This window comes from Methanothermococcus okinawensis IH1 (assembly GCF_000179575.2).
Taxonomy (GTDB): Archaea; AGJL01; Methanococci; order Methanococcales; family Methanococcaceae; genus Methanofervidicoccus; species Methanofervidicoccus okinawensis.
On sequence record NC_015636.1, the window covers coordinates 955,539 to 975,747 of the forward strand.

A 20,209-nucleotide genomic window follows, 5' to 3' on the forward strand; every position below is an offset into this window, starting at 1 on the left:
AATAATTTTATGAAATAAGATTTAATGGTAAAATTTATATAATTAAAAATATATTTAAAATATATAAAGTAATTTTAAGTAATTTAAGGTGATAATATGAAAAAAATCTTTATATTTCCTATTTTGGCATTATTATCACTTGTTCCATCAGTAATGGGAGCAGAAATAGGCGATATAAATAATGATGGTTCCGTAGATATTGCAGATGTTGTATATCTATTTAAACATAGAAATGTTCCATTGGATGATGGAGATTTAAACTGTGATAATTCCGTAGATATTGCAGATGTTGTATATCTATTCAAAAACTACGATAAATTTAGAGAACCGGTTATATTTGCTAAAAACCTAAAATTAGAACCTCACTGGGATGAAGGATACTGTTATATAGTAGATTCAAAAGGGCACAAATTTGTTTTATTAGACAAAAATGCAACAGTACCAAATATACCAGATGCTAAGATAATTAATGTTCCTGTTAAGAGAATTGTTTCAGGATGGTATTATCCAATCGTTTCAACAGCCGATATATTAAATGATTCCTCATGTTATGATAGTATAAAAGGAGTTACTAAATATACTTTGAAATATTCACCTGAGCTCTCAAAAAGATATGATGAAGGCAAAGTTGCAGATATTGGTTCGTCATCTAATGTTGATTACGATGTAATAATTAATATAAGTCCAGATATTGTATTCTTAGCAGAATGGCCTCAGCATGATAAAATAGAAGCTAAATTAAATGAATTAGGGATTACTGTGTCAAGGGCATTTAGCTACAAAGAGCCAACATATATGGGAAGGATAGAGTGGGTAAAATATGCAGCAGCTTTCTGGGGGGAAGATAAATATAATAAAGCAAATAATTTCTTCCAAAATGCATGGAAAAAGAGAAATGATTTATTAAGAATTACAAGAAATGCAAAAACCTATCCAAAAGTTGTTAATTTCTGGAAATCTAGTGACATCGGCTCTATTTACATCCCAGAGTCTCAGAATTATTATATTAAATTAATAAATGGATTTAGAGGAGATTATGTATTTAGTGATCTACCTGGAACGGGCAATGAAAAGATAGATACTGAGACATTTATGGAAAGGGCGAGGAATGCAGATGTAGTAATACTAAGACAGAGCAGCAAAACTATTAAAACAAAAGACGATTTATTAAAAGTATATCCAAATTCAGGATTTGAAAACCTTAAAGCATTTAAGGAAGGAAGATTCTATATCTCAAAATCTGATTATTATACTTGGGAGGCAAGAGACCCTATCGGAACTATGGAAGACTACGCGAAGATGATTCATCCAGAATTATTTCCTAATGGCGATAATGATTTGAAACATTTTGTAAAACTTCAATAAACCTATCTTTTTCATTTTTTCATCCTCTATGAAATATCTTATTTAGTCATGGAAATGATAACAATTAATATAAGTGATAATATGAAAAAAATCTTTATATTTCCTATTTTGGCATTATTATCACTTGTTCCATCAGTAATGGGAGCAGAAATAGGCGATATAAATAATGATGGTTCCGTAGATATTGCAGATGTTGTATATCTATTTAAACATAGAAATGTTCCATTGGATGATGGAGATTTAAACTGTGATAATTCCGTAGATATTGCAGATGTTGTATATCTATTCAAAAACTACGATAAATTTAGAGAACCGGTTATATTTGCTAAAAACCTAAAATTAGAACCTCACAGGGATGAAGGATACTGTTATATAGAAGATGCCGATGGAAATAAATTTATAGCATTAAAAGAAGGAATAACAGCCCCTAATATTCCAGATGCTAAAATAATTAAAATTCCTCTAAAAAGTGTTGTATGTGGAGACCAAATATTATTGGGAACAGCATACATAACAAAGGATGAGAATATTACAAATAGTGTAAATACCATGCAATATTTAAGATACACAGCACCAAAATGGAAAAATGAGCTACCTACACTTTATAAAAGGTATCAGAATGGAGAAATTTTAGACGCAGGCACCTGGGGAAACCCTAAATATGATAATATTATAAATGCAAGTCCAGATATGGTATTTATTCATAAAATTAAACGAACTGAGCCGATGGTAGCAAAACTTGATGAATTGGGCATTACCTATTCAAGAACAGGAGCATATACGGAAGATAGTTTTCTGGGAAAAATCGAATGGATTAAATTCTTTGCAGTGTTTTATGGTGTAAATGATTATAAAAAAGTAAATAATTACTTCCAAGAAACTTGGAAATCAAGGAATAATGTCATTAGAAAAGTTAGGAATATCAATACATATCCAAAAGTGGCATGTTTTTATTGGTCATCATCAAAAGGTCCTTATGTATGGGGAGCTTAGAATTTTAGGAACAAATGGATAAATGATGTTAAAGGTGAGTATGTATTTAACGATATGCCCGGAACTGGTGGGGAATATATGGATAAAGAGACTTTTTATGGAAGGGCAATGAATGCAGATATTGTTATATTGCATACTATGGGTAAGAATATAACTACAAAAGAACAATTACTTAATTTAAATCCTGACTTTGCCAACTTCAAAGCATTTAAAAATAATAGGTTTTATGCCATCTCCTATGATAATTCAAAAAAAGAGGTAATTGACCCAAAGAATATCATGTTTGATTATGCCAAGACTATTCATCCAGAGGTATTTGGTGAGAATTTGAAATATTTGATAAAAATAAATACTCAGTAGTATAATAAAATAAAAACAATAAAAAATAATTATGGATAAAAATGATAAAAATAATAATATATATTATAAAATAATAAAATATACTAAAAAAATAAAATCAGCAGATTAATTTAAAATATGCCTTTTCTGCCATTTCATAAACTTTTTTCTCATCAATATTTACCATTTTTCCATCATTTAAAACAATATTACCGTCAATTATAACAATATCTACATTCCCATTAAATGAATAAACTAAATGGGAGCTCATATTTTCCTTAGGTATTAGGTAAGGTTTATCCAAATCTATCAATACAATATCAGCCAGAGCTCCTTCTAATAGCTCACCAGCATTTAAACCAAGGGTATGAGCTCCGTTTTTTGTGGCAAAATTAAATGAGTCTTCGGCATTAACTACTGTTGGATTTAACGATACACCTTTATGAATAAGAGAAGCCGCTTTTATTTCTTCAAAAAGGTTTAAATTGTTGTTGCTTCCACATCCATCTGTTCCAAGGGTAATTAAAATATTATTATCCATAAGTTTTGGAATTGGAGCTATTCCTGAGGCTAACTTTAAATTGCTTATTGGATTGTGGGATACTGCTATGTTTTTATTTTTTATAATATTTATCTCATTTTCTGAAAGATGAACGCAGTGGGCTGATATTACCCTTACATCGTCAAAGAACCCAAAGGAATTTAAATATTCAAAAGGTCGCATGCTGGTTTTTTCCTTTATATTTTTTATCTCGTCAAGAGTTTCATTCATATGTATATGTATGGGAACATTATATTCCTTAGCCATATTATGGGTTTCCATTAGGAGCTCCTTTGAACAGGTATATGGTGCATGAGGTCCCAATACAGGATTTATTTTTGAATCATTTAATTTTTTTATTTGTTTAATGGTTTTTTCACTGGTTTTAAGCTCTTTTTCTCTCTTTTCCTCATCAAATAAATCAATCATCCCATAGGATAAAAAGCCTCTAATACCAGTTTCTTTTACCGCTTTAATTATGCCATCCAAATAAAAATACATATCATTGAATGTCGTTGTTCCACTTTTAATCATCTCAACGCATCCAAGTAGGGCTCCGGCATAAACAATATCTTTATTTAATTTTGCTTCCATTTTCCAGATATAATCGTTTAACCATTCCATAAGTGGTAAATCATCGGCAACCCCTCTAAAAAGAGTCATTGGTATATGGGTATGGGTATTTATAAGTCCTGGAATTGCTATTTTATTTTTACCATCTATTATCTTTAAGTCTTTTTTATTTAGGTGTTCTTTATCAATTAAATTTTTTCCTATTCTTTTTATCTTATTTCCTTCAATTAATAAGTCCTGTATGTTGTTATTTATCAGAGCTCCTTCTATCAAAATCATGACTATGCCTCATTTTTAATTTTGGTTTTTTTTAGATTTAGTTCTTTAATTTTTAATTTTTAGATTTAGTTATTTATTTTTTATTTTTAATTAGTTTTAGTTTTTTAACTTATCTAAGTAATTTATAAATTTTTAAAATATATTTATTCATATTAATTTAACTCAATACCGTTTTAGTTCTTACGCTTCCTCCGCCATCTCCAACTGGAACACTTTGACCATTTTTACCGCAATATCCAACGCTTAATTTAAATTCATCGGATACTGCATCTATATTATGGAGAATATTTAATATTTCCCCACTGAGCCCCGCGTCCCTTAGAGGTGTAGTTAATTCACCATTTTCAATTAAAAATGCCTCAACTGCATTAAATTGGAATAGCCCTTTTCCAGTATCGACCTGTCCCCCTCTTGAACCTTTTAAGAATATGCCATTTTTTGTATCTTGTAGGAGCTCGTCAAATTTCCAATCTCCTGGTTTTATATAAGTGTTGCTCATTCTAACAAGAGGTTTGTTTAATCCCTGAGCTCTTGCATTTCCAGTTATTTCCATATTTAGTCTTCCCGCAGTTTCTCGTGTATGTAGGTAATTTTTTAAAACTCCATCTTCAATTATTTTGGTTTCTCTTCCTTTTACTCCTTCATCATCATATTTGTAATATCCAAATGAATCTTCTATCAATGGATTGTCAATTACAGATACATACTGGCTTCCAACAACTTCTCCAATTTTATCCTTAAATACGCTATCATTCTGCAAAACTAAATCAGCCTCTGAGGCATGACCAACAGCCTCATGAATAAATACCCCTGCGAGCTCTGGGTCAAGTATTACATTGAACTCTCCCTTTGGACATGGTTTAGCACCAAGTAATCTTAATGCTCTATCTTTTGCATATTTTGCTTTTTGAGTAACATTTCCTTCTTTTATAACCTCAAAACCGTCCCCACCAAGCCTTTCAGATGCATACTGTAATGTGGAATCCTTGGCAACTGCTGTCATATACATCAAAACGCGTATATTCTCTTTTTCAATCCTTGTTCCTTCACTATTAATAAACAAAGAATGTCCAACAGCATCAGAATATGCCACCGAGGTGCTAACTATTTTATTTTTATTGTTGGGATTGTTATTATCATCAGTCATATACTTATGAGCAAGCATTAAATATTCCTTTTTTTCTTCTATTTCAACATTTTTAGGATTTATTTTTGCATTGGATATTACATAGTCCTCATAAGTTTTTACATCCTTTAAAATCACTGTTTTTTTGGAGTTTTCATTGGAAATTTTTGCAATTTTATATGCTTTTTGTATTAATTCTTTTATTTCATCTAAATCTATTTTGTTTGAGGTAGCATACCCCCATCCATTTTTATAAAGCACCCTAACAGATACCCCAGCACCCATACCAGACGAAATTTCGTCGATATTGCCATCTTTTAGAACTATATTGTTAGATTCTCCAAAACCTGCCCTAATATCACAATAGGTTCCTATAAACATTTTTTCTAGCTTTTCTAAATCAATATATCGTAAATCTTCCATTATTTCACCATTTTTATGTGTGTTATATATGTGCATATTATTTACATATTTTGCTATTATTGTCTATTTATCACATTTTACTTTATTACAGTTAATTACATTTACTACATTTATTATATTATAATAAATAAATGATATATTCATAAATATTATTATTACTTAAAAAAATATGATGAGTGTAAAATAAAATTAAGATAATAAAAATAGTATATAAAAAAATAAAGTATATTATTGGTTTAAAGAATAAATTAATTTAAATTAAATATAAGAGTATATTTTTTTAAGCTTTGATACAAGTTCTTTCTGTTTATTTTCCACTGTTTTTTCACTATAATCAAGAGCTCCTGTTGGACATACCAATTTGCATAACTCCACATCTTTCTTTGCACATCCATTGCATTTGGATATTTTTCCAGAGCTATAATCCATCCTAATAGCACCAAATGGACAGGCTTCAATACACAAACCACAGCCTACACATTTCTTTTTATCTACTACAACTTTACCGTTTAATCTAATCAATGCATTTTCTGGACAGGCATTCATACATGGTGCATCTTCACAGTGCATACATTTTATAGGAATGCCTTCAACAACGAATATTCCATTATTGGGGCAAATCCTCTCGCACCTTTTGCAATCTATACAGAGCTTGACATTAGGCATTAATTTCATACAACTCACCATTAGAATTAAAAACTAAATTAAAATAAGTATTAAAATAAAATTATTTTAATGGATTACCTACTTTTGCAGAACTGGTAATTTTTGATAAAAGTGTGCCACTTGCTTTTTTATCGGAGCTTCCATATAATTTATATATATTTTCAAGGTTCTTATCTCTTTTATCAAATATAATATCAGATATACCTACTACATCCAAACATCTCTTTGAACATGCTTTAACACAGGCACAGTCACCTTCTGATTCTATACATAATGAACATTTATGTGCAACCTCGGTCATAGTAATGGCACCAAATGGACAAGCCATAGCACACAATCCACAGCCAATACATTTGGATTCATCTAAGTAGATAACTCCATCTTTATTTTCAATGGCTTCAACAGGGCATACCTCTTTACAGGGTGCCGATGCACAATGTTGGCACACCACGGGTAAATACCTACCCTTGTGTTCCAATATGCCAATTCTACTTACTTCATGAACTTCCATGCATGCTTTAACACAATCTCCACAATTATCGCACTTATCATTAACCATTATTATTTTTTTCATGATACCACCAAACGGTATGAATATAGCTCTATGGTATGAATTTTAATAAAAATTTACAATTTTAAATATATTTAATTTATAAAATTTATGGTAACATATGTATAAATATAATTTACAATCCAAGCAATTTACATTTTTCATCTATATATTTTTGCAATATTTCAATATCCTCATCCGTTAAATGTCTGTATCTTTTTTGTAATTGGGTATATTCTTTAATTGGTTTTCTTTTTATTGGTTTGTATGTTATTCTAAATTCTCCATTCTCGATTTCATAAAGAGGAAATACACCAGTCTCTACTGCTAATCTACCCATTTTTACAGTATTTTTTGGATTATATCCCCATCCTGTGGTGCATGGTTGCAATACATGAATAAATGCCGGACCCTCTATTTCACATGCTTTTTTAACCTTTTTCATGAAATCCTCGGGATAACTTAAACATGCAGTAGCAACATAAGGAACACCATGTGCTGCTATAATCATAGCCATATCTTTTTTAGGCCTGTCTTCTCCTTTTATAACACTTCCCGCAGGAGATGTTGTTGTTGATGCAAGTAATGGTGTGGAGCTACTTCTTTGAATACCTGTGTTCATATATGCCTCGTTGTCATACATAATATATAGCATATTGTGCCCTCTTTCCATGGCACCGCTCAAAGACTGAAAACCAATATCTGAAGTTCCACCATCTCCACCAAATGCTATGATATTTATTTTTTTATCGGCATATTTTTTTCTCTTTCTTTGCAAAACCTTTACTGCGGATTCTACACCACTTGCAGCGGCAGCAGCATTTTCAAAAGCAACATGTATCCATGGCACTCTCCAAGCTGTTTCAGGATATGGTGTAGTCATAACCTCTAAACATCCCGTGGCATTTGCTACTATTGTATCCTTTCCAGCAGCTTTTAATGCCTGCCTAACAACAATTGCCGCCCCACATCCAGCACAGCCTCTATGTCCAGAAGCAAGATATTCTTCTCTTGGAAACTGTTTTTCAGCCATTTTATCACCAATTAGCTCTTCTTTTTAATATTAATTTATACATTAATATATTTATTATTCTTATTATATTTTTTAATTTATTATTTTTTTAATTTATTGGAATTTATTAATTTTATTTTATTATTTACTGTTTGTTTAGACCTATCCATTTGGTTTCTCCATCCTCTGCTTTTTCAGCATGTTTTATAATTTCTTCAATATCTTCTGGTTTGATGTCTCTTCCACCTAAACCAACGATATAATTGGTAGTTTTTTTATCCTTTAAAATGCCTGCTAAATCAGTGTATAATGCACCCTTATTTAATCCAATAGTTATGTTTTTATCAAGAATGGCAACATTTTTAGCATTCTTTAATGCCTCTCTTATGTGGTTTGTAGGTAATGGTCTGTATGTCCTTATTCTTAAAAGACCATATTCTTTTCCGTTCTGTTTTAAATTATCAATAACTTCTTTAATTGTTCCGCAAATTGAACCCATGGCAACAATTACAGTTTCTGCATTTTCTATGTTGTATGTTTCTATTAACCCATTACCATATTTTCTTCCAAATTTCTTTGCAAATTCTTCATTAACATCTATTATAACTTTTTCAGCATTATCCATAGCTAACTGAACATCATGTTTGGATTCCATATAACAACTTGGGACACCAACAGGTCCTTGGGTTATTGGCTTATCTGGGTCTAAATATGCATGTTTTGGGTTATAAATCCCTACAAAATTCCTTACTTCTTCTTCATCTGGTAATTCCACAGGTTCAACGGTATGAGTTAATATAAAACCATCCAAATTAACCATCACTGGCAATAATACATTTTCATTTTCGGCAATTTTGAATGCTTGAATTATTGAATCAAGTGTTTCTTGGTTATCCTCAACATATATTTGAATCCATCCTGTATCTCTCTGAGATATACTATCTTGCTGGTCATTCCAAATATTTATCGGAGCAGACAATGCCCTATTTGCATTCATCATGACTATTGGCAATCTCATGCCAGATGCTATAAACAACACCTCATGCATTAAAGCCAGCCCCTGTGATGAAGTTGCAGTGAAAGTCCTTGCACCTGTTGCACTTGCACCAACACATGCACTTATTGCCGAGTGCTCACTTTCTACTTTAATGAACTCTGCATCCAACTCCCCATTTGCAACAAAATCCGCTAATTTTTCTACACATGTTGTTTGGGGAGTTATTGGATAAGCTGAAACAACATCTACATCACATAACCTTGCAGCCTCCGCAGCAGCAGATGTTCCAGTAATAATTTTAACTTTACTCATGTGTTATCCACCTTTTTTATCTCTATTTTAATTAAAAAAGCAAAAGCAAATGTTTATTCCATATCTAATTATATGATTTAATTACATTATATTCAATTTCCCTAAATTATTTAGATTATATATGTGTCCTATTTTCTTATTTATTCTCTAATTTCTTATTTACTCTCTAAGCTCATTATTTTTCTTCCCTAATACTGGTTATTGCATTAACTGGACATTCTTCTACACATATAAGGCATCCTTTGCAGTAATCATAGTCTATTTCAAATTTTCCATCTTTTTCTTTGATACACCCTTCTGGACAAAATATAAAACAATTTTCACACATTACGCACTTATCTTTATCCATTATAGGCTTGAATACTCTCCAACTACCTGTTTTGTTATTAATGGAATTACCTGGTTCGTATATTATGGCTCCAATAGTAACCATCACATCACCTTAAATACTTTTAATTTTCTAATCGTTTTTATTTTTATCAATTATTTGTTATATTTAAGCAATATATGGTGTAATAAGGGTTATTTTCCTTTAACCATATTATAGGCAACTTCTGCAACTTTTGCATTTTTTTCTCCAAGTTTTTTTGGAAATGTATCCATAATTGCCTTTTTAAGTGATTCAATGGTGACTTCGCCTGTAACTCCTGTAAATGCTCCTAACATAGCAGTATTTACAATGGGAAGCCCCAATACTTCAAGAGCTATGCCTGTTGCATCGATTGTATATACCTCACAGTCAGAAAATTGTAAGTTATTATGGGTATTTACCACAATTTTTCCACCTTTTTTTAAACCTCCCTTAATATCGATAATATCTAAAAGGGTAGGGTCCTGAACTATAACATAATCGGGCTCATATATCTGACTCCTCAATCTTATTTTTTTATCATCGATTCTTGTGAATGCCATTACCGGAGCTCCTCTTCTTTCAACACCAAAAAATGGAAAAGCTTGGGAGAACTTTCCATCATAAAAAGCAGCTTTTGCTAAAATCTGAGCAGCAGTAACAGCTCCTTGACCGCCTCTTCCATGAAATCTAATTTCAATCATTAATTCACCTCATTACGACAGAATATATTATAAAATGTTTTTATATGCGTTAATTATTCAGTAAATCTAATCATCATTATTAATCGTTATAAATTATATTATATAAAGGTTTTTATTATACTACAAATGTCGAAAAATATTTAACATTTAATTAATTATTTTAGTTTATTAATTATTTTATAGCATATGTCAATGTAGATATATAATTAACAATAATAAAAAATGTAAATAATTTAATGATATTACAGTGGGAAATAGTTTATAATTTATGATTACAATTATTTATATTATTATAATTTCTATTTTATTTTGATATTGATTAATAATTATAATTAATATAAAATTTATAAAGTTAATTTATTAATAAAATAATATAATGCCTTATACAATGGCATAAAATGATATAATATAAATTGACATAAAATATTATAATATCACAATGATATAATAAAAAAGGTGTATTTATGACGGATAATATTGAAATAAATAATATAACTATCTCTTCAATTTCTCACGCCACAGAGGACGAAGATAAGGTTTTAGAGGCAATGATATATTTTTTACCAGAAAGTATTGATGAGGAAGACTTAGAGATTGAAACATTAAATTCAGAAGGATGTTTTGGGAATCCTATCTTTATCCATAAAATTACAATCGATAAAAATAAAATAGCCAAAGAAGTATTTAACCATATTGTGAAACTTATAAAATCTGATGAGAGAAATATAAATAAATTAAAGAAAGACATTGATTTAAGATTAGAAAAAAGCAAGATTTATTTAAGATTCGATAAGCAAAAGGCATATCTTGGAGAATGTAAATTAATAGATGGGGATGATGTTGTAAGAATTGTTATAAATTTTAAAATTTATATGCCAAAAAATAAAGAACAAAAGGTAAAGGAGCTCATATTGAATGAACTAAAAAAGTAAAATATAATAATAAAATAATAAAAATAATAGTTGGTGAAAAATGTGAAATTCAAATATAAATATATCGATGCTCACTGCCATATTGAAGATAAAGGATTTAACAAAAATAGAGGGGAAGTTGTAGAAACTGCAAAAAATAATAATGTAGAGATGATAACAAGTGGTGCAAATTTTGGAGGATGCATAAGGGCATTGAAATTTAAAAAAGAATATAATATTTATCTAACGCTAGGTTTTCATCCGGGTAATGTAAATGCAGAGGATAAAATAATAGATAAGGTATATAATCTTATAAAACAGCACGAAAAAGAAATTTTAGGGGTTGGTGAGGTAGGGCTTGATGCAAATGTTCATAATATCGGTCGTCAAAAGGAAATATTCAATAAATTCATAAATTTAGCAGAGGAATTAAATAAACCTATCATAATCCATGGTAGAGGTCTTGAAAGGGAATGTTATAACTTAGTAAATAACAGGGTAATATCTATGTTTCACTGTTATAGTGGCGATATAGAGCTCGCAAAGGAATTGATAGATAATAACCATTATATTTCTATATCTACGCTTATCTGTTTTTCAACTCATCATCAAGAACTTGTTAAGCATTTGGATTTGGAAAATATCGTGGTTGAAACCGATAGCCCCTATTTATCCCCCATAAAAGGAGAAAAAAACCAGCCTGTAAATGTGATAAAAGTTGTAGAAAAGATATATGATATAAAAAAGGGTGATGGCACATACAGTTATGATGAAATTGTTAATATTATATATCATAACACAAAAAAATTATTTAATATTTAATTTATTTAATGTAAATCGGTGAAAAATATAATGTTATAATTATTTTTTTGGTGATATTTATGGAATGTAATGAAAATACATTTACAGCAAAATTAATAAGTATAATAAGTGTCGAGGAAGGGCTAAAAAGTGAGTTAGCAGATTGTATAAAAATAAGAGCTCACTTAGATAAAAGAGAATTAAATAAAAATGATAAAGTAGCAATACTTAATATTATAGGAACTACAAGTTATCAAGCTTTTTTTATGGATGGAAAGGAAAGTATATCTTACATTAAGTCAAAATTGGATGAGATGGGAACTTTATTAAATCATGATTCGGAAGAAATATTAAAAAAATATGTTGAAAGACTTTAAAAAAGTGATAATATGAAAGATGCACGAGGTATAGATAAACAGTGGGTGGTCTTAGCAGAGCTCGCATCTGTATTGGCTAGTCAGGGGGAGATGGTTCCAGAAGAAGCTTTTTTTAGATTGAGATTGGCAAACAATATTATTACATATTATCTTCTCGATGAACATTCATCTTTTGAGGTTTTAACAGATGCTGAAAAGGAGCTCTCAAAGGTGCAGATGATACTTTTTGGTTTATGTGATGATGAGCTCGCAAAAGAATATTTAGATAAAATGGCTAAGGCTGTAAGAAATGAGTTAAATGTGGAATTTCCACTTAAAAAATCATCATTTAGTCCAGAAGTCAAAAAAAGAAAGAATATTGAATCCATACGAATAAAATTAAATAAAGAACTCCAAACAGAAATATTGGGGGATTTAAGTGAATGGTATGGGGTTATTTTTGAATTTAGTAATGAATTGGACGATACTGTTGTAATTGAGGGCAATAAAGACAAAATAAAAAATGCATTAAAGGATTTTTCTATAATTTGGAAATATTAAAAATTTTTAGATGTTATATTGTAATGTGTAGGTGGTGAGAGTATATGTGATAGGAGCTCCTACTTAAAATACTAAAAAGAGATGTATTACAATTATTTAAATAAATATAAAATTAAAAAAGAATTTTATTTAATACTCTGGTTTATACTAATTTATTAATTGGGTGATTATCCACAGGAGTAACGCCCATTTCTTTTGCAGCTTCTGCAATAACTGCATCTGTCATTGCTACTGCTGGGAATGCCAGTCTTGCATTATCAATTGGTCCATAAAGAACAAAATCTGCTGAGGTCATTGTTTGAACAATGTTTGCTCCAATATCACAAACATGATGAACATCTTTTGAGAGTTGTGTTTCTCCTTTTTCTCTTAATCCTTTTCTAAATTCTCTTAACCAGTCCCATGCAGATGGGATATTATGGACCCCACTTCCAACAGGATATCCGTAGGTGGCTTTTTCAGCAAATGCTGCTCTAACTGCTGGACCTGCTCCATTACCTAATGGAGTAACTGCAACATCTACTAATGGATATTTGATACCTGCTTTTTCTGCTAATTCAAGCATACCTGTATCGGCTGTTTTACCACCATTTTCTAAAACATTTAATTTACCTTGGACTGATGGGTCCATAGGGTCAAAACATAATACAATAGATGCTTCTAAATCACTATCTACTAAGTTTTGGAATTCTGCATCATCCATGGAAACATTGATAGAGTTATATATACACTGGTCTGCATATCCTGCTTCTGTTGCTCTTCTTGCAGCAGCCATTCTAGCCTCTCCTGATGTAGAGTCCAACAACATTGGTCCATCCCATACTTCAGCAACAAAATCAATATATTTTGTTAATGCCTCGGGGTTTCCTCCAAATATCTGGACAAATGCTGCATTTCCAGTAATATCTTCCATCTCTGCCTGAATATTTATTAACTCTTCTGCTGCGGCTTTGTCAAATATTCCCTTTCTTTCATCCTCTACAATTTTATGTCTTGCATAGAATATTGTTCCTGATAATCCTGTTGGGTATTCTCCTGGCTGTCCGCCTACTTTTCTGCCTGCAATTTCAAATACTGCCTGTTCTTTATCGTATGCCCACATGTATAATCACCTCATTTTAACATTGATAGATAATCGATTAATTTTATAATTAATGGGAATATGTTGTATAATATAAGACCTATCGTTAAACCATATAATATACCAGTATCCCTTCCTACTTTTCTACCAGCTGTTTGATATACTTCTGCATTTGTATTTTCTACTTTTGTTTCGAGCTCATCCAACCGTTGCATCAATGCCTCATAATCTTTGGGGTCCATTATCACCTGAGGAACAGGCGTTTTTTCATCTTCTCCCATAATTTCACCTCAAAAACCAATTATTGATATAGTCTAATAATAATAGGTATTGCCAATAAGACAATTCCAAATATAACGCCTATTGCTAATCCTTTAACTGAAGAAGATTCTATACCTGACTCTAATCCTCTATTTCTTGTAATTAATCCTACTTTATACTCTAATTTATCCATAATAGATTCTATGGATTTAGTGTTTGGTTTATTTGATATTTCTAAACTCATGTTTTCACCATTAGAACATTAATATGCCTAATACTAATATTGACATAAACAATCCAATAGATATACCTTGAATTTTTCCATTGTAATATCCAGATTGCCATTTTGCTAAGAGGGCATTGTAGTTAATAGCCTCTGAAATTATTCTTAACCTACTTTCAACAATTGCCATTTCAGGAGTTATGGGTTTTATTGCAGTTCCTTCTTCTTCTTCACCGCCTGCTCCTCCTTCTAACTCTATGATGAAAGGGTCTTCATCTATTGCACCAGGGTCTTTTGAGATACACTCTTTAACTGCTGAACTTATTTTCCCTGTATCTTCACAATCTATCAAATCTACAATTTCAACTATTTGCCTTCTAAATCTATCTATTGCATCTTTTCCTGCGTTTTCAAGAAATGGAATTGCTCCTTTTGCCCCAATAATTCCTCCATCATCTCCAATTCCATTTTCATGAAGTGCTTTAAAACACTGTCCTGTAATATGTCCCTGCACCTCAGAACCACATAATACCATAAATCGTATATTTGGATTGGAAATATAATTTGCTACAACCTTTTCAATTCCCAAGTTTTCAGTGTGGCATGGTCCTGATATGGCAGCTCCTGCTGAAATAGCTGCATCATCCAATCCATGTGACCCAAGGGTAACAACCCCAACACAACTTTCAGGATTCCCTACCACATATTCACCACTTACTATTGGCCATCCTGCTGCTGGTTCTTTTTTATCTGCCATAAATTATCACCTTAAAATTTTATACCCATTAGTAATGCTAATATCGCACCAATACCTAATGTAATCCATACTCCAAAAAACATAGGTTTAAAATATCCTGCAATACAATAAACTCCTTCACGGTTATCATAAGATTTTAATGGTTTATATCTTGGGTCTAATGATTGTTCATAGGATGATACATATTCTTCCAATCTATCTATTTGCTGGTTAATAGGGTCAGTATCTACAAATATTACATCTCCCAATCCTTTTGTAATCTTCCCATTTTCAATGTTATAAACCAGAGGAATTTCTTTATCGATATACAATATTGCCATAATTTCACCGATTTATGTTTTTTTAGGTGAAATTTAATGAAATTTTTTATTTCATCCGATAATTTCACCAATTATTATATTCTATTAATGATATACTACTACGGGATTATTCCTCTTTTTTAGGTAATTCTGGGGTGTATAATACACAACATGCATCGTTAAGTGATTGTTTTACGAATTTGTAGTATGCTATTGCAAACAATATTAATGATACCACAATAGATATTGCATCTAATTTTGCCATTGAAAATATAAACCAGGTTAATAATCCACAGGCTATTGCATTAATAAATGTTCTTTTATGACTTTCGTTTGGACCTAAACAAGCGTTAAATGGATGTAATATAGCCATACCTGGTGCTATAAATGCCAAGGCTATAATTCCGTTTTTTATTGCTCCTGGTATAATTATGTCTGGGGAAAATCCACCAGCATATGCTGAACAGAAACCAAGTATTGAGAGTGTTCCCATAAGTGAAAGTTTTGTCATGGATTGAACCATAATTGGAATCTTCATACCTATTGGTTTTACTGTTAATTTACCAACGATTAAACCTAATATAACAGCCACAACTGCTGCTACTATTGGTATAGTAACATTAGGGATTCCAAATGCTTTTGGTAATAATACCCCTGCAATTGCGGAGATAGTACCCATACCTAAACTAACCATACCTATGGATGGGACACCAGTCCCTAATCCGTATGCTGCTACCTTCCTTGTAACATTTGCTCCTGCTACGGTAGCTGCTACTGCCAATAATCCTCCAATTAACATAGATATTTGAGGCACATATTGTGAAATATACATACCAATAATTGAGAGAACAACACCTGCTATTAAAACCTGATTTTCAGGATAAAGTTCAGCGGCGTGACCTCCACCACCATGACTCATGATTACACCTCATATTTATTTCATAACATTATTTCATATATATTTCAAATATACCCATTTTTAATTCAACTAATTTTAACTAAGAAAGTTAAACTTCCTATTTATTAAATTCCAAGAGACATTCCTGCTATAACAATACCAGCTATTACTGAACCTACTGTTGAAGCTATAATTCCATTTGGTATTTTTTTGAATTTTGGGTCGTGGAATCCTTCTATTGTTCCTCCTATGTTGTATGATGCAAGAACTGCATTCATGAAGAAAAATCCAACAGCAATAATACCTGCAACCTCTGAACTAAACCCTAACAATTTAAATGCAACATAAGCCAATCCTCCACCGATACCACCTAATGCTGCTCCAATTAAACCACTAATAAAACATACAGTTGGTATTCCATGCCCAGTAGTTCCAGGAGTTATATATGATTTTTGATAATCTCCGGTAATTGGGTCTTTATCACATTTATCAGCAGCTGGAACAACACCTACACCATAGACATAAATCAATTGACCAATTAACATTGTTAATCCAAGCATTATCATAGAGCCTACTGCTCCTGATAACAATATCAAGGTTAAATGCACAGGATTTGAAAGTGAAATACCACTTTGAGCGGCCATTACCGCAGCAGCCATTAAACCAGTAAATCCAGCACCTGCTGCCAACTGAGTAGTTCCTGTTCCTACCCCAGTTGATGTAGCCATTGCCGCAGGAGCTCCTCCTACTGGAACAAAATGCACACTTGCATTAATTATAGCACCTGCAACTGTAATCTCTGCAATGGGTATTATCAAGCTTACAGCATCCATAATTATCACCAAATTTATAATTTAAATTATTGTTATAATATTTTTACCTATCCGTATATGGACCATATTTTTTTCTTGCATATACTTCAATTACTCTATTTATATATGCAGCTATTGCTACGAATATTATTCCGATTACAATGGCAATTGATGATTTTGTTACCAAATCACCACCTAATATATCTCCCATTAATCCTCTCCATCCATCCAAAAATACTATTCCTCCAAAACAAAGACCTGTTAATGGACCTCCTAATTTTGAACAGAAATAGGATGAATCTATACCATTTCTTAAACCATATTCTGCTTTAATGTCAATATCACCTTGATTGGCAACAGGAATACCTCCACCAAATGGGTATTTTTGATATTCCCTTTCAGCACCATAATGTACATCCCCTGTTGATGAACCGATAGCACCTACTGTAATACCAAATATAAATGCTACCAATGGTAATGGGAATGGATTTCCTAAAATAGTGGTTGCCAAATATGCGACAAAAAGCATACAAAATACAGCTATAAAACCATGACCAACAATAGGTCCAACATGACTTAAAATAACATCCATATATACAGGTTGACCAAAATTCTTTGATTGACCTACAATTCTTCCCAAATATGCACTAACAGCATATGCTCCATGAACAAATGCAGCTACTCCTGCCCCTATAATCAATGCAAGAATGGGGTTTAATCCAATATGCATAATAGCCCATGCTACTGAACCTGCAACAGCAACATATAATCCATAAGCTACAGGTTCCCCAGATATAGCTTTATTAAAGTATCTGTGAATATTACCCATCTGTGGCCCTAACTGAACCTGAGAATTAGGGTTTGATTGAGAACCTACATCAGATTCCAAATCTTCGGCACATCCAGAAACAGTAGCAGCAGCTCCTGCAAGTGCCAATGCTCCAAGTGTAATTATTGTTGGGTCCATTGTTTCACCTCATTAATACGATAATCCACATATTATATAACAACATTAATAATATATATTATTTTCTATTTAATTTGGCAAATAATATATAAATATCCTTTATTTTAAATAAAAAATTCTTTAATTGTATTCTTATAATCATATCTCTAAATTATCACTATATTTACCAATTAAGGCATATTTAACATTTATATTTATAAACATTATAATGTTGATAGATTAAGTATGGCCAATTAATAATAAGTTATTAAAATAAATAAAATAAATAATTTTAATTAAAATAGGTTTTTTGTTAAATATGGGTAATAATAGGTATATAATGTATAAAATATAAATAAAATTATAAAATATAAAATAATTTAATGTGCAGGAATGATTGGGTCTCTTTCTCCTGCTGGTTCGAATTCTCTTAGAGCTCCTCTTGCACATTCTTTTCTTGGGTGAGCAAAGTCAAATACCAATGAAGGGTCTGCAAATGCAATTTTAATTAATGGGTTCGTTGCAAACGCATCTCTTCTTGCTGAGTGAGCTGCCTGGGTAATACCTGCGTATTCTCCCTGGTGACCTACATTCATTGCATAGTTTGGATAGTTTGGACCTCTCAATTCTAATGGTGATGATTCATCGTTTCTAATTGAAAGTGAGTTTGAAGCACCACACTGGTCTTGCAAGTCGTATCCATAGAATCCTAATCTGCTGTGGTATTCTTTGTGTAATATCTGGCTTAAATACCATCCATTAACCCCAGCATTTGAGTTTCCTGTTGCCATACATACTGAGATACCAGATGCAGCTGCTACAACACCAGCTCTTTGAGAACCTCCAAAGTGGTCTTCCAATAATGCTGGGAACTCATCATACTGTTCTAATCCATAGAGTGTAACTTCTGTTGCAATATCCTCTACAACATCCATTGTTGGTTTTGTACCATTTATTCCGTATTTTTTCTCTACATAGTCATATCCATAGTATGAGAAATCATCCAAGATGTCATCAGTGTATGTTGCACTTGCATATTGTGTGAATCCTACTCCTCCTGACATGTATGAACCGAGCCATATCTGGTCGTATAACATACAGCCCATTGCAACTACTTCTAATGACTGTTCTACTGGGTCATCACTTACTCTTGTTGTTTGCACTACATCTGCCAATACCCCAAATGGAATACCTCCTGGCTCGTTTGCTCCTCTTGACCTTCTTGCTGGAAGTGCAGTACCCATTCCAATAACATCAGCGTGTTTTGCAGCATATGAGAAATCAGCAATTGCAGCTTCTCCTGCACAGAGTTTGTATGCTGTAATGAATGACATTCCAATCTGCATAGCAGACCATCTTGCTATGGTACCTCCATCACATACCCTACCTACTAATGTAGGAACTCTTGATACCTGATAGGTTCTTTTACCAATAGCAGCTTTTAACTGTTCTGCTTGTTCTTCTGGGAACAATTTGTTAATGTCAATTAATACTCTTTTGTCGAGCTCATCTGCTAATTCATCATCCCCAGTGAATATCTTAGCGTAGGAATCCCATGCTAATGCAGGGTCTACCTCAACCATGTGTTCCTGAACAACAGCACCACCAGGTAATGCGTGGTTTATTGTTTCCATATATTCATTTATTGTTTCTGGTGTAACCTCTACACCAAGCCTTTTTTCAAGAACAGCGTGTCCTGTATCCATACCAACAATAACTGTTCTTCTGATATCATCCCACATTTGCTGGATAGCAGCATTGTTCATGAAGTGTAAGTCATCTCCTTCTACAATGGCATCAGTATTTGAGATTTTGTAAGGCATTAATTTTCTCTGTCCTAATGGAACTCCAATATCTGGGTTATATCCAGGAATACCTCCTCTTTTCTCAGATAATTCTTTCGCATGTTCAACAAACTCAGTTTTTCTTTTAGACTGTCTCCATCCACCAAAGGTGTAGAATTTTGTATATTTTTCTTTTGGATCTTCTTCAAATTTTTCTTTCAATGCTTTTAAGAACAATTTCTTTTCAGCTTCCATAAATATTCACCTCAAAAGTTTATAGAGGTAATAAT

The 20,209-nt window shown here is 31.9% G+C and carries 24 protein-coding genes; 7 read left to right on the forward strand and 17 right to left on the reverse strand.

The genetic code is table 11. The features are described 5' to 3' along the window. The first annotated feature begins 96 nt into the window (after positions 1 to 96). The 3 genes from METOK_RS04765 to METOK_RS08460 all read left to right on the forward strand — a co-directional run bounded on the left by METOK_RS04765 (position 97) and on the right by METOK_RS08460 (position 2,718). Entirely contained in the window at positions 97 to 1,365 is a 1,269-nt protein-coding gene (locus METOK_RS04765) for an ABC transporter substrate-binding protein (protein ID WP_013867089.1), read from the forward strand. Between the two features lie 81 nt (positions 1,366 to 1,446). Then, positions 1,447 to 2,358, forward strand: coding sequence for a hypothetical protein (locus METOK_RS04770; protein ID WP_083810050.1), 912 nt, complete (start codon positions 1,447 to 1,449; stop codon positions 2,356 to 2,358). Between the two features lie 18 nt (positions 2,359 to 2,376). Next, positions 2,377 to 2,718 (forward strand): ABC transporter substrate-binding protein, encoded by a 342-nt coding sequence (locus METOK_RS08460; RefSeq protein ID WP_269595619.1) that lies wholly within the window; start codon positions 2,377 to 2,379, stop codon positions 2,716 to 2,718. Positions 2,719 to 2,815: 97 nt separating this feature from the next. Here the strand turns inward: METOK_RS08460 and METOK_RS04775 are convergent, their stop codons facing one another. The 8 genes from METOK_RS04775 to METOK_RS04810 form a co-directional block, all read right to left on the reverse strand. After that, a complete protein-coding gene (locus METOK_RS04775; protein WP_013867090.1) occupies positions 2,816 to 4,090 on the reverse strand; it encodes an amidohydrolase in 1,275 nt (424 codons plus the stop codon). Positions 4,091 to 4,247: 157 nt separating this feature from the next. Beyond that, a complete protein-coding gene (locus METOK_RS04780; RefSeq protein WP_048057888.1) occupies positions 4,248 to 5,639 on the reverse strand; it encodes a TldD/PmbA family protein in 1,392 nt (463 codons plus the stop codon). Positions 5,640 to 5,897: 258 nt separating this feature from the next. Beyond that, positions 5,898 to 6,314 (reverse strand): 4Fe-4S dicluster domain-containing protein, encoded by a 417-nt coding sequence (locus tag METOK_RS04785; protein ID WP_013867092.1) that lies wholly within the window; start codon positions 6,312 to 6,314, stop codon positions 5,898 to 5,900. A 52-nt stretch (positions 6,315 to 6,366) separates the two neighbouring features. Further along, complete coding sequence (locus tag METOK_RS04790; protein WP_013867093.1) at positions 6,367 to 6,879, reverse strand: 4Fe-4S dicluster domain-containing protein; 513 nt, start codon at positions 6,877 to 6,879, stop codon at positions 6,367 to 6,369. Positions 6,880 to 6,991: 112 nt separating this feature from the next. Further along, entirely contained in the window at positions 6,992 to 7,888 is an 897-nt protein-coding gene (gene porB, locus METOK_RS04795) for a pyruvate synthase subunit PorB (protein ID WP_013867094.1), read from the reverse strand. 124 nt (positions 7,889 to 8,012) lie between these two features. Continuing rightward, a complete protein-coding gene (porA, locus tag METOK_RS04800; RefSeq protein WP_013867095.1) occupies positions 8,013 to 9,176 on the reverse strand; it encodes a pyruvate synthase subunit PorA in 1,164 nt (387 codons plus the stop codon). Between the two features lie 175 nt (positions 9,177 to 9,351). After that, positions 9,352 to 9,609 carry a pyruvate synthase subunit PorD gene (gene porD, locus METOK_RS04805; protein ID WP_013867096.1) on the reverse strand — a complete coding sequence of 86 codons (258 nt, stop codon included), beginning with the start codon at positions 9,607 to 9,609 and terminating at the stop codon, positions 9,352 to 9,354. Between the two features lie 89 nt (positions 9,610 to 9,698). Next, positions 9,699 to 10,229, reverse strand: a complete 531-nt coding sequence (locus METOK_RS04810; RefSeq protein WP_013867097.1) for a pyruvate ferredoxin oxidoreductase subunit gamma — start codon at positions 10,227 to 10,229, stop codon at positions 9,699 to 9,701. A gap of 464 nt (positions 10,230 to 10,693) precedes the next feature. On the opposite strand from METOK_RS04810, the gene METOK_RS04815 reads away from it, so the two are divergent. The 4 genes from METOK_RS04815 to METOK_RS04830 are packed head-to-tail and all read left to right on the forward strand — an operon-like array spanning position 10,694 to position 12,858. Continuing rightward, a complete protein-coding gene (locus METOK_RS04815; RefSeq protein WP_013867098.1) occupies positions 10,694 to 11,161 on the forward strand; it encodes an RNA-binding domain-containing protein in 468 nt (155 codons plus the stop codon). 42 nt (positions 11,162 to 11,203) lie between these two features. After that, positions 11,204 to 11,962 (forward strand): YchF/TatD family DNA exonuclease, encoded by a 759-nt coding sequence (locus METOK_RS04820; protein ID WP_013867099.1) that lies wholly within the window; start codon positions 11,204 to 11,206, stop codon positions 11,960 to 11,962. Between the two features lie 59 nt (positions 11,963 to 12,021). Beyond that, on the forward strand, positions 12,022 to 12,318 hold the full coding sequence (locus METOK_RS04825) for a DUF749 domain-containing protein (protein WP_013867100.1): 297 nt from the start codon (positions 12,022 to 12,024) through the stop codon (positions 12,316 to 12,318). 12 nt (positions 12,319 to 12,330) lie between these two features. After that, positions 12,331 to 12,858, forward strand: coding sequence for a DUF2096 domain-containing protein (locus METOK_RS04830; RefSeq protein WP_013867101.1), 528 nt, complete (start codon positions 12,331 to 12,333; stop codon positions 12,856 to 12,858). 142 nt (positions 12,859 to 13,000) lie between these two features. On the opposite strand, the gene mtrH is transcribed toward METOK_RS04830, so the two are convergent. The 9 genes from mtrH to mcrA form a co-directional block, all read right to left on the reverse strand. Beyond that, a complete protein-coding gene (mtrH, locus tag METOK_RS04835; RefSeq protein WP_013867102.1) occupies positions 13,001 to 13,960 on the reverse strand; it encodes a tetrahydromethanopterin S-methyltransferase subunit H in 960 nt (319 codons plus the stop codon). Positions 13,961 to 13,971: 11 nt separating this feature from the next. Next, positions 13,972 to 14,220, reverse strand: a complete 249-nt coding sequence (mtrG, locus tag METOK_RS04840) for a tetrahydromethanopterin S-methyltransferase subunit MtrG (RefSeq protein ID WP_013867103.1) — start codon at positions 14,218 to 14,220, stop codon at positions 13,972 to 13,974. A 20-nt stretch (positions 14,221 to 14,240) separates the two neighbouring features. Then, positions 14,241 to 14,444: a tetrahydromethanopterin S-methyltransferase subunit F gene (locus METOK_RS04845; RefSeq protein ID WP_013867104.1), complete on the reverse strand. Its 204-nt coding sequence runs from the start codon at positions 14,442 to 14,444 to the stop codon at positions 14,241 to 14,243. Positions 14,445 to 14,454: 10 nt separating this feature from the next. Beyond that, positions 14,455 to 15,180 (reverse strand): tetrahydromethanopterin S-methyltransferase subunit A, encoded by a 726-nt coding sequence (gene mtrA, locus METOK_RS04850; RefSeq protein WP_013867105.1) that lies wholly within the window; start codon positions 15,178 to 15,180, stop codon positions 14,455 to 14,457. Between the two features lie 11 nt (positions 15,181 to 15,191). After that, entirely contained in the window at positions 15,192 to 15,500 is a 309-nt protein-coding gene (locus METOK_RS04855; RefSeq protein ID WP_013867106.1) for a tetrahydromethanopterin S-methyltransferase subunit B, read from the reverse strand. A 106-nt stretch (positions 15,501 to 15,606) separates the two neighbouring features. Next, the gene (mtrC, locus tag METOK_RS04860; RefSeq protein WP_013867107.1) at positions 15,607 to 16,398 is read right to left on the reverse strand and encodes a tetrahydromethanopterin S-methyltransferase subunit MtrC; all 792 of its coding nucleotides are present in this window, start codon (positions 16,396 to 16,398) and stop codon (positions 15,607 to 15,609) included. A 104-nt stretch (positions 16,399 to 16,502) separates the two neighbouring features. After that, positions 16,503 to 17,210 carry a tetrahydromethanopterin S-methyltransferase subunit D gene (gene mtrD, locus METOK_RS04865; protein ID WP_013867108.1) on the reverse strand — a complete coding sequence of 236 codons (708 nt, stop codon included), beginning with the start codon at positions 17,208 to 17,210 and terminating at the stop codon, positions 16,503 to 16,505. Between the two features lie 43 nt (positions 17,211 to 17,253). After that, positions 17,254 to 18,156 (reverse strand): tetrahydromethanopterin S-methyltransferase subunit E, encoded by a 903-nt coding sequence (mtrE, locus tag METOK_RS04870; protein WP_013867109.1) that lies wholly within the window; start codon positions 18,154 to 18,156, stop codon positions 17,254 to 17,256. Between the two features lie 359 nt (positions 18,157 to 18,515). After that, on the reverse strand, positions 18,516 to 20,174 hold the full coding sequence (gene mcrA, locus METOK_RS04875) for a coenzyme-B sulfoethylthiotransferase subunit alpha (RefSeq protein ID WP_013867110.1): 1,659 nt from the start codon (positions 20,172 to 20,174) through the stop codon (positions 18,516 to 18,518). Between the last annotated feature and the right edge of the window lie 35 nt (positions 20,175 to 20,209).

What these genes read in the sequence shown, in the direction of transcription:
- mtrD (WP_013867108.1), bottom strand. Translation starts at nt 17,210, where the DNA reads ATGGATGCTGTAAGCTTGATAATACCCATTGCAGAGATTACAGTTGCA.
- METOK_RS04815 (WP_013867098.1), top strand. Translation starts at nt 10,694, where the DNA reads ATGACGGATAATATTGAAATAAATAATATAACTATCTCTTCAATTTCT.
- METOK_RS04845 (WP_013867104.1), bottom strand. Translation starts at nt 14,444, where the DNA reads ATGAGTTTAGAAATATCAAATAAACCAAACACTAAATCCATAGAATCT.
- METOK_RS04775 (WP_013867090.1), bottom strand. Translation starts at nt 4,090, where the DNA reads ATGATTTTGATAGAAGGAGCTCTGATAAATAACAACATACAGGACTTA.
- porD (WP_013867096.1), bottom strand. Translation starts at nt 9,609, where the DNA reads ATGGTTACTATTGGAGCCATAATATACGAACCAGGTAATTCCATTAAT.
- mtrA (WP_013867105.1), bottom strand. Translation starts at nt 15,180, where the DNA reads ATGGCAGATAAAAAAGAACCAGCAGCAGGATGGCCAATAGTAAGTGGT.
- mtrC (WP_013867107.1), bottom strand. Translation starts at nt 16,398, where the DNA reads ATGAGTCATGGTGGTGGAGGTCACGCCGCTGAACTTTATCCTGAAAAT.
- METOK_RS04790 (WP_013867093.1), bottom strand. Translation starts at nt 6,879, where the DNA reads ATGAAAAAAATAATAATGGTTAATGATAAGTGCGATAATTGTGGAGAT.
- mtrH (WP_013867102.1), bottom strand. Translation starts at nt 13,960, where the DNA reads ATGTGGGCATACGATAAAGAACAGGCAGTATTTGAAATTGCAGGCAGA.
- mtrG (WP_013867103.1), bottom strand. Translation starts at nt 14,220, where the DNA reads ATGGGAGAAGATGAAAAAACGCCTGTTCCTCAGGTGATAATGGACCCC.
- METOK_RS04765 (WP_013867089.1), top strand. Translation starts at nt 97, where the DNA reads ATGAAAAAAATCTTTATATTTCCTATTTTGGCATTATTATCACTTGTT.
- mtrE (WP_013867109.1), bottom strand. Translation starts at nt 18,156, where the DNA reads ATGGACCCAACAATAATTACACTTGGAGCATTGGCACTTGCAGGAGCT.
- METOK_RS04810 (WP_013867097.1), bottom strand. Translation starts at nt 10,229, where the DNA reads ATGATTGAAATTAGATTTCATGGAAGAGGCGGTCAAGGAGCTGTTACT.
- METOK_RS04825 (WP_013867100.1), top strand. Translation starts at nt 12,022, where the DNA reads ATGGAATGTAATGAAAATACATTTACAGCAAAATTAATAAGTATAATA.
- METOK_RS04855 (WP_013867106.1), bottom strand. Translation starts at nt 15,500, where the DNA reads ATGGCAATATTGTATATCGATAAAGAAATTCCTCTGGTTTATAACATT.
- METOK_RS04770 (WP_083810050.1), top strand. Translation starts at nt 1,447, where the DNA reads ATGAAAAAAATCTTTATATTTCCTATTTTGGCATTATTATCACTTGTT.
- METOK_RS04830 (WP_013867101.1), top strand. Translation starts at nt 12,331, where the DNA reads ATGAAAGATGCACGAGGTATAGATAAACAGTGGGTGGTCTTAGCAGAG.
- METOK_RS04785 (WP_013867092.1), bottom strand. Translation starts at nt 6,314, where the DNA reads ATGAAATTAATGCCTAATGTCAAGCTCTGTATAGATTGCAAAAGGTGC.
- porB (WP_013867094.1), bottom strand. Translation starts at nt 7,888, where the DNA reads ATGGCTGAAAAACAGTTTCCAAGAGAAGAATATCTTGCTTCTGGACAT.
- METOK_RS04780 (WP_048057888.1), bottom strand. Translation starts at nt 5,639, where the DNA reads ATGGAAGATTTACGATATATTGATTTAGAAAAGCTAGAAAAAATGTTT.
- mcrA (WP_013867110.1), bottom strand. Translation starts at nt 20,174, where the DNA reads ATGGAAGCTGAAAAGAAATTGTTCTTAAAAGCATTGAAAGAAAAATTT.
- porA (WP_013867095.1), bottom strand. Translation starts at nt 9,176, where the DNA reads ATGAGTAAAGTTAAAATTATTACTGGAACATCTGCTGCTGCGGAGGCT.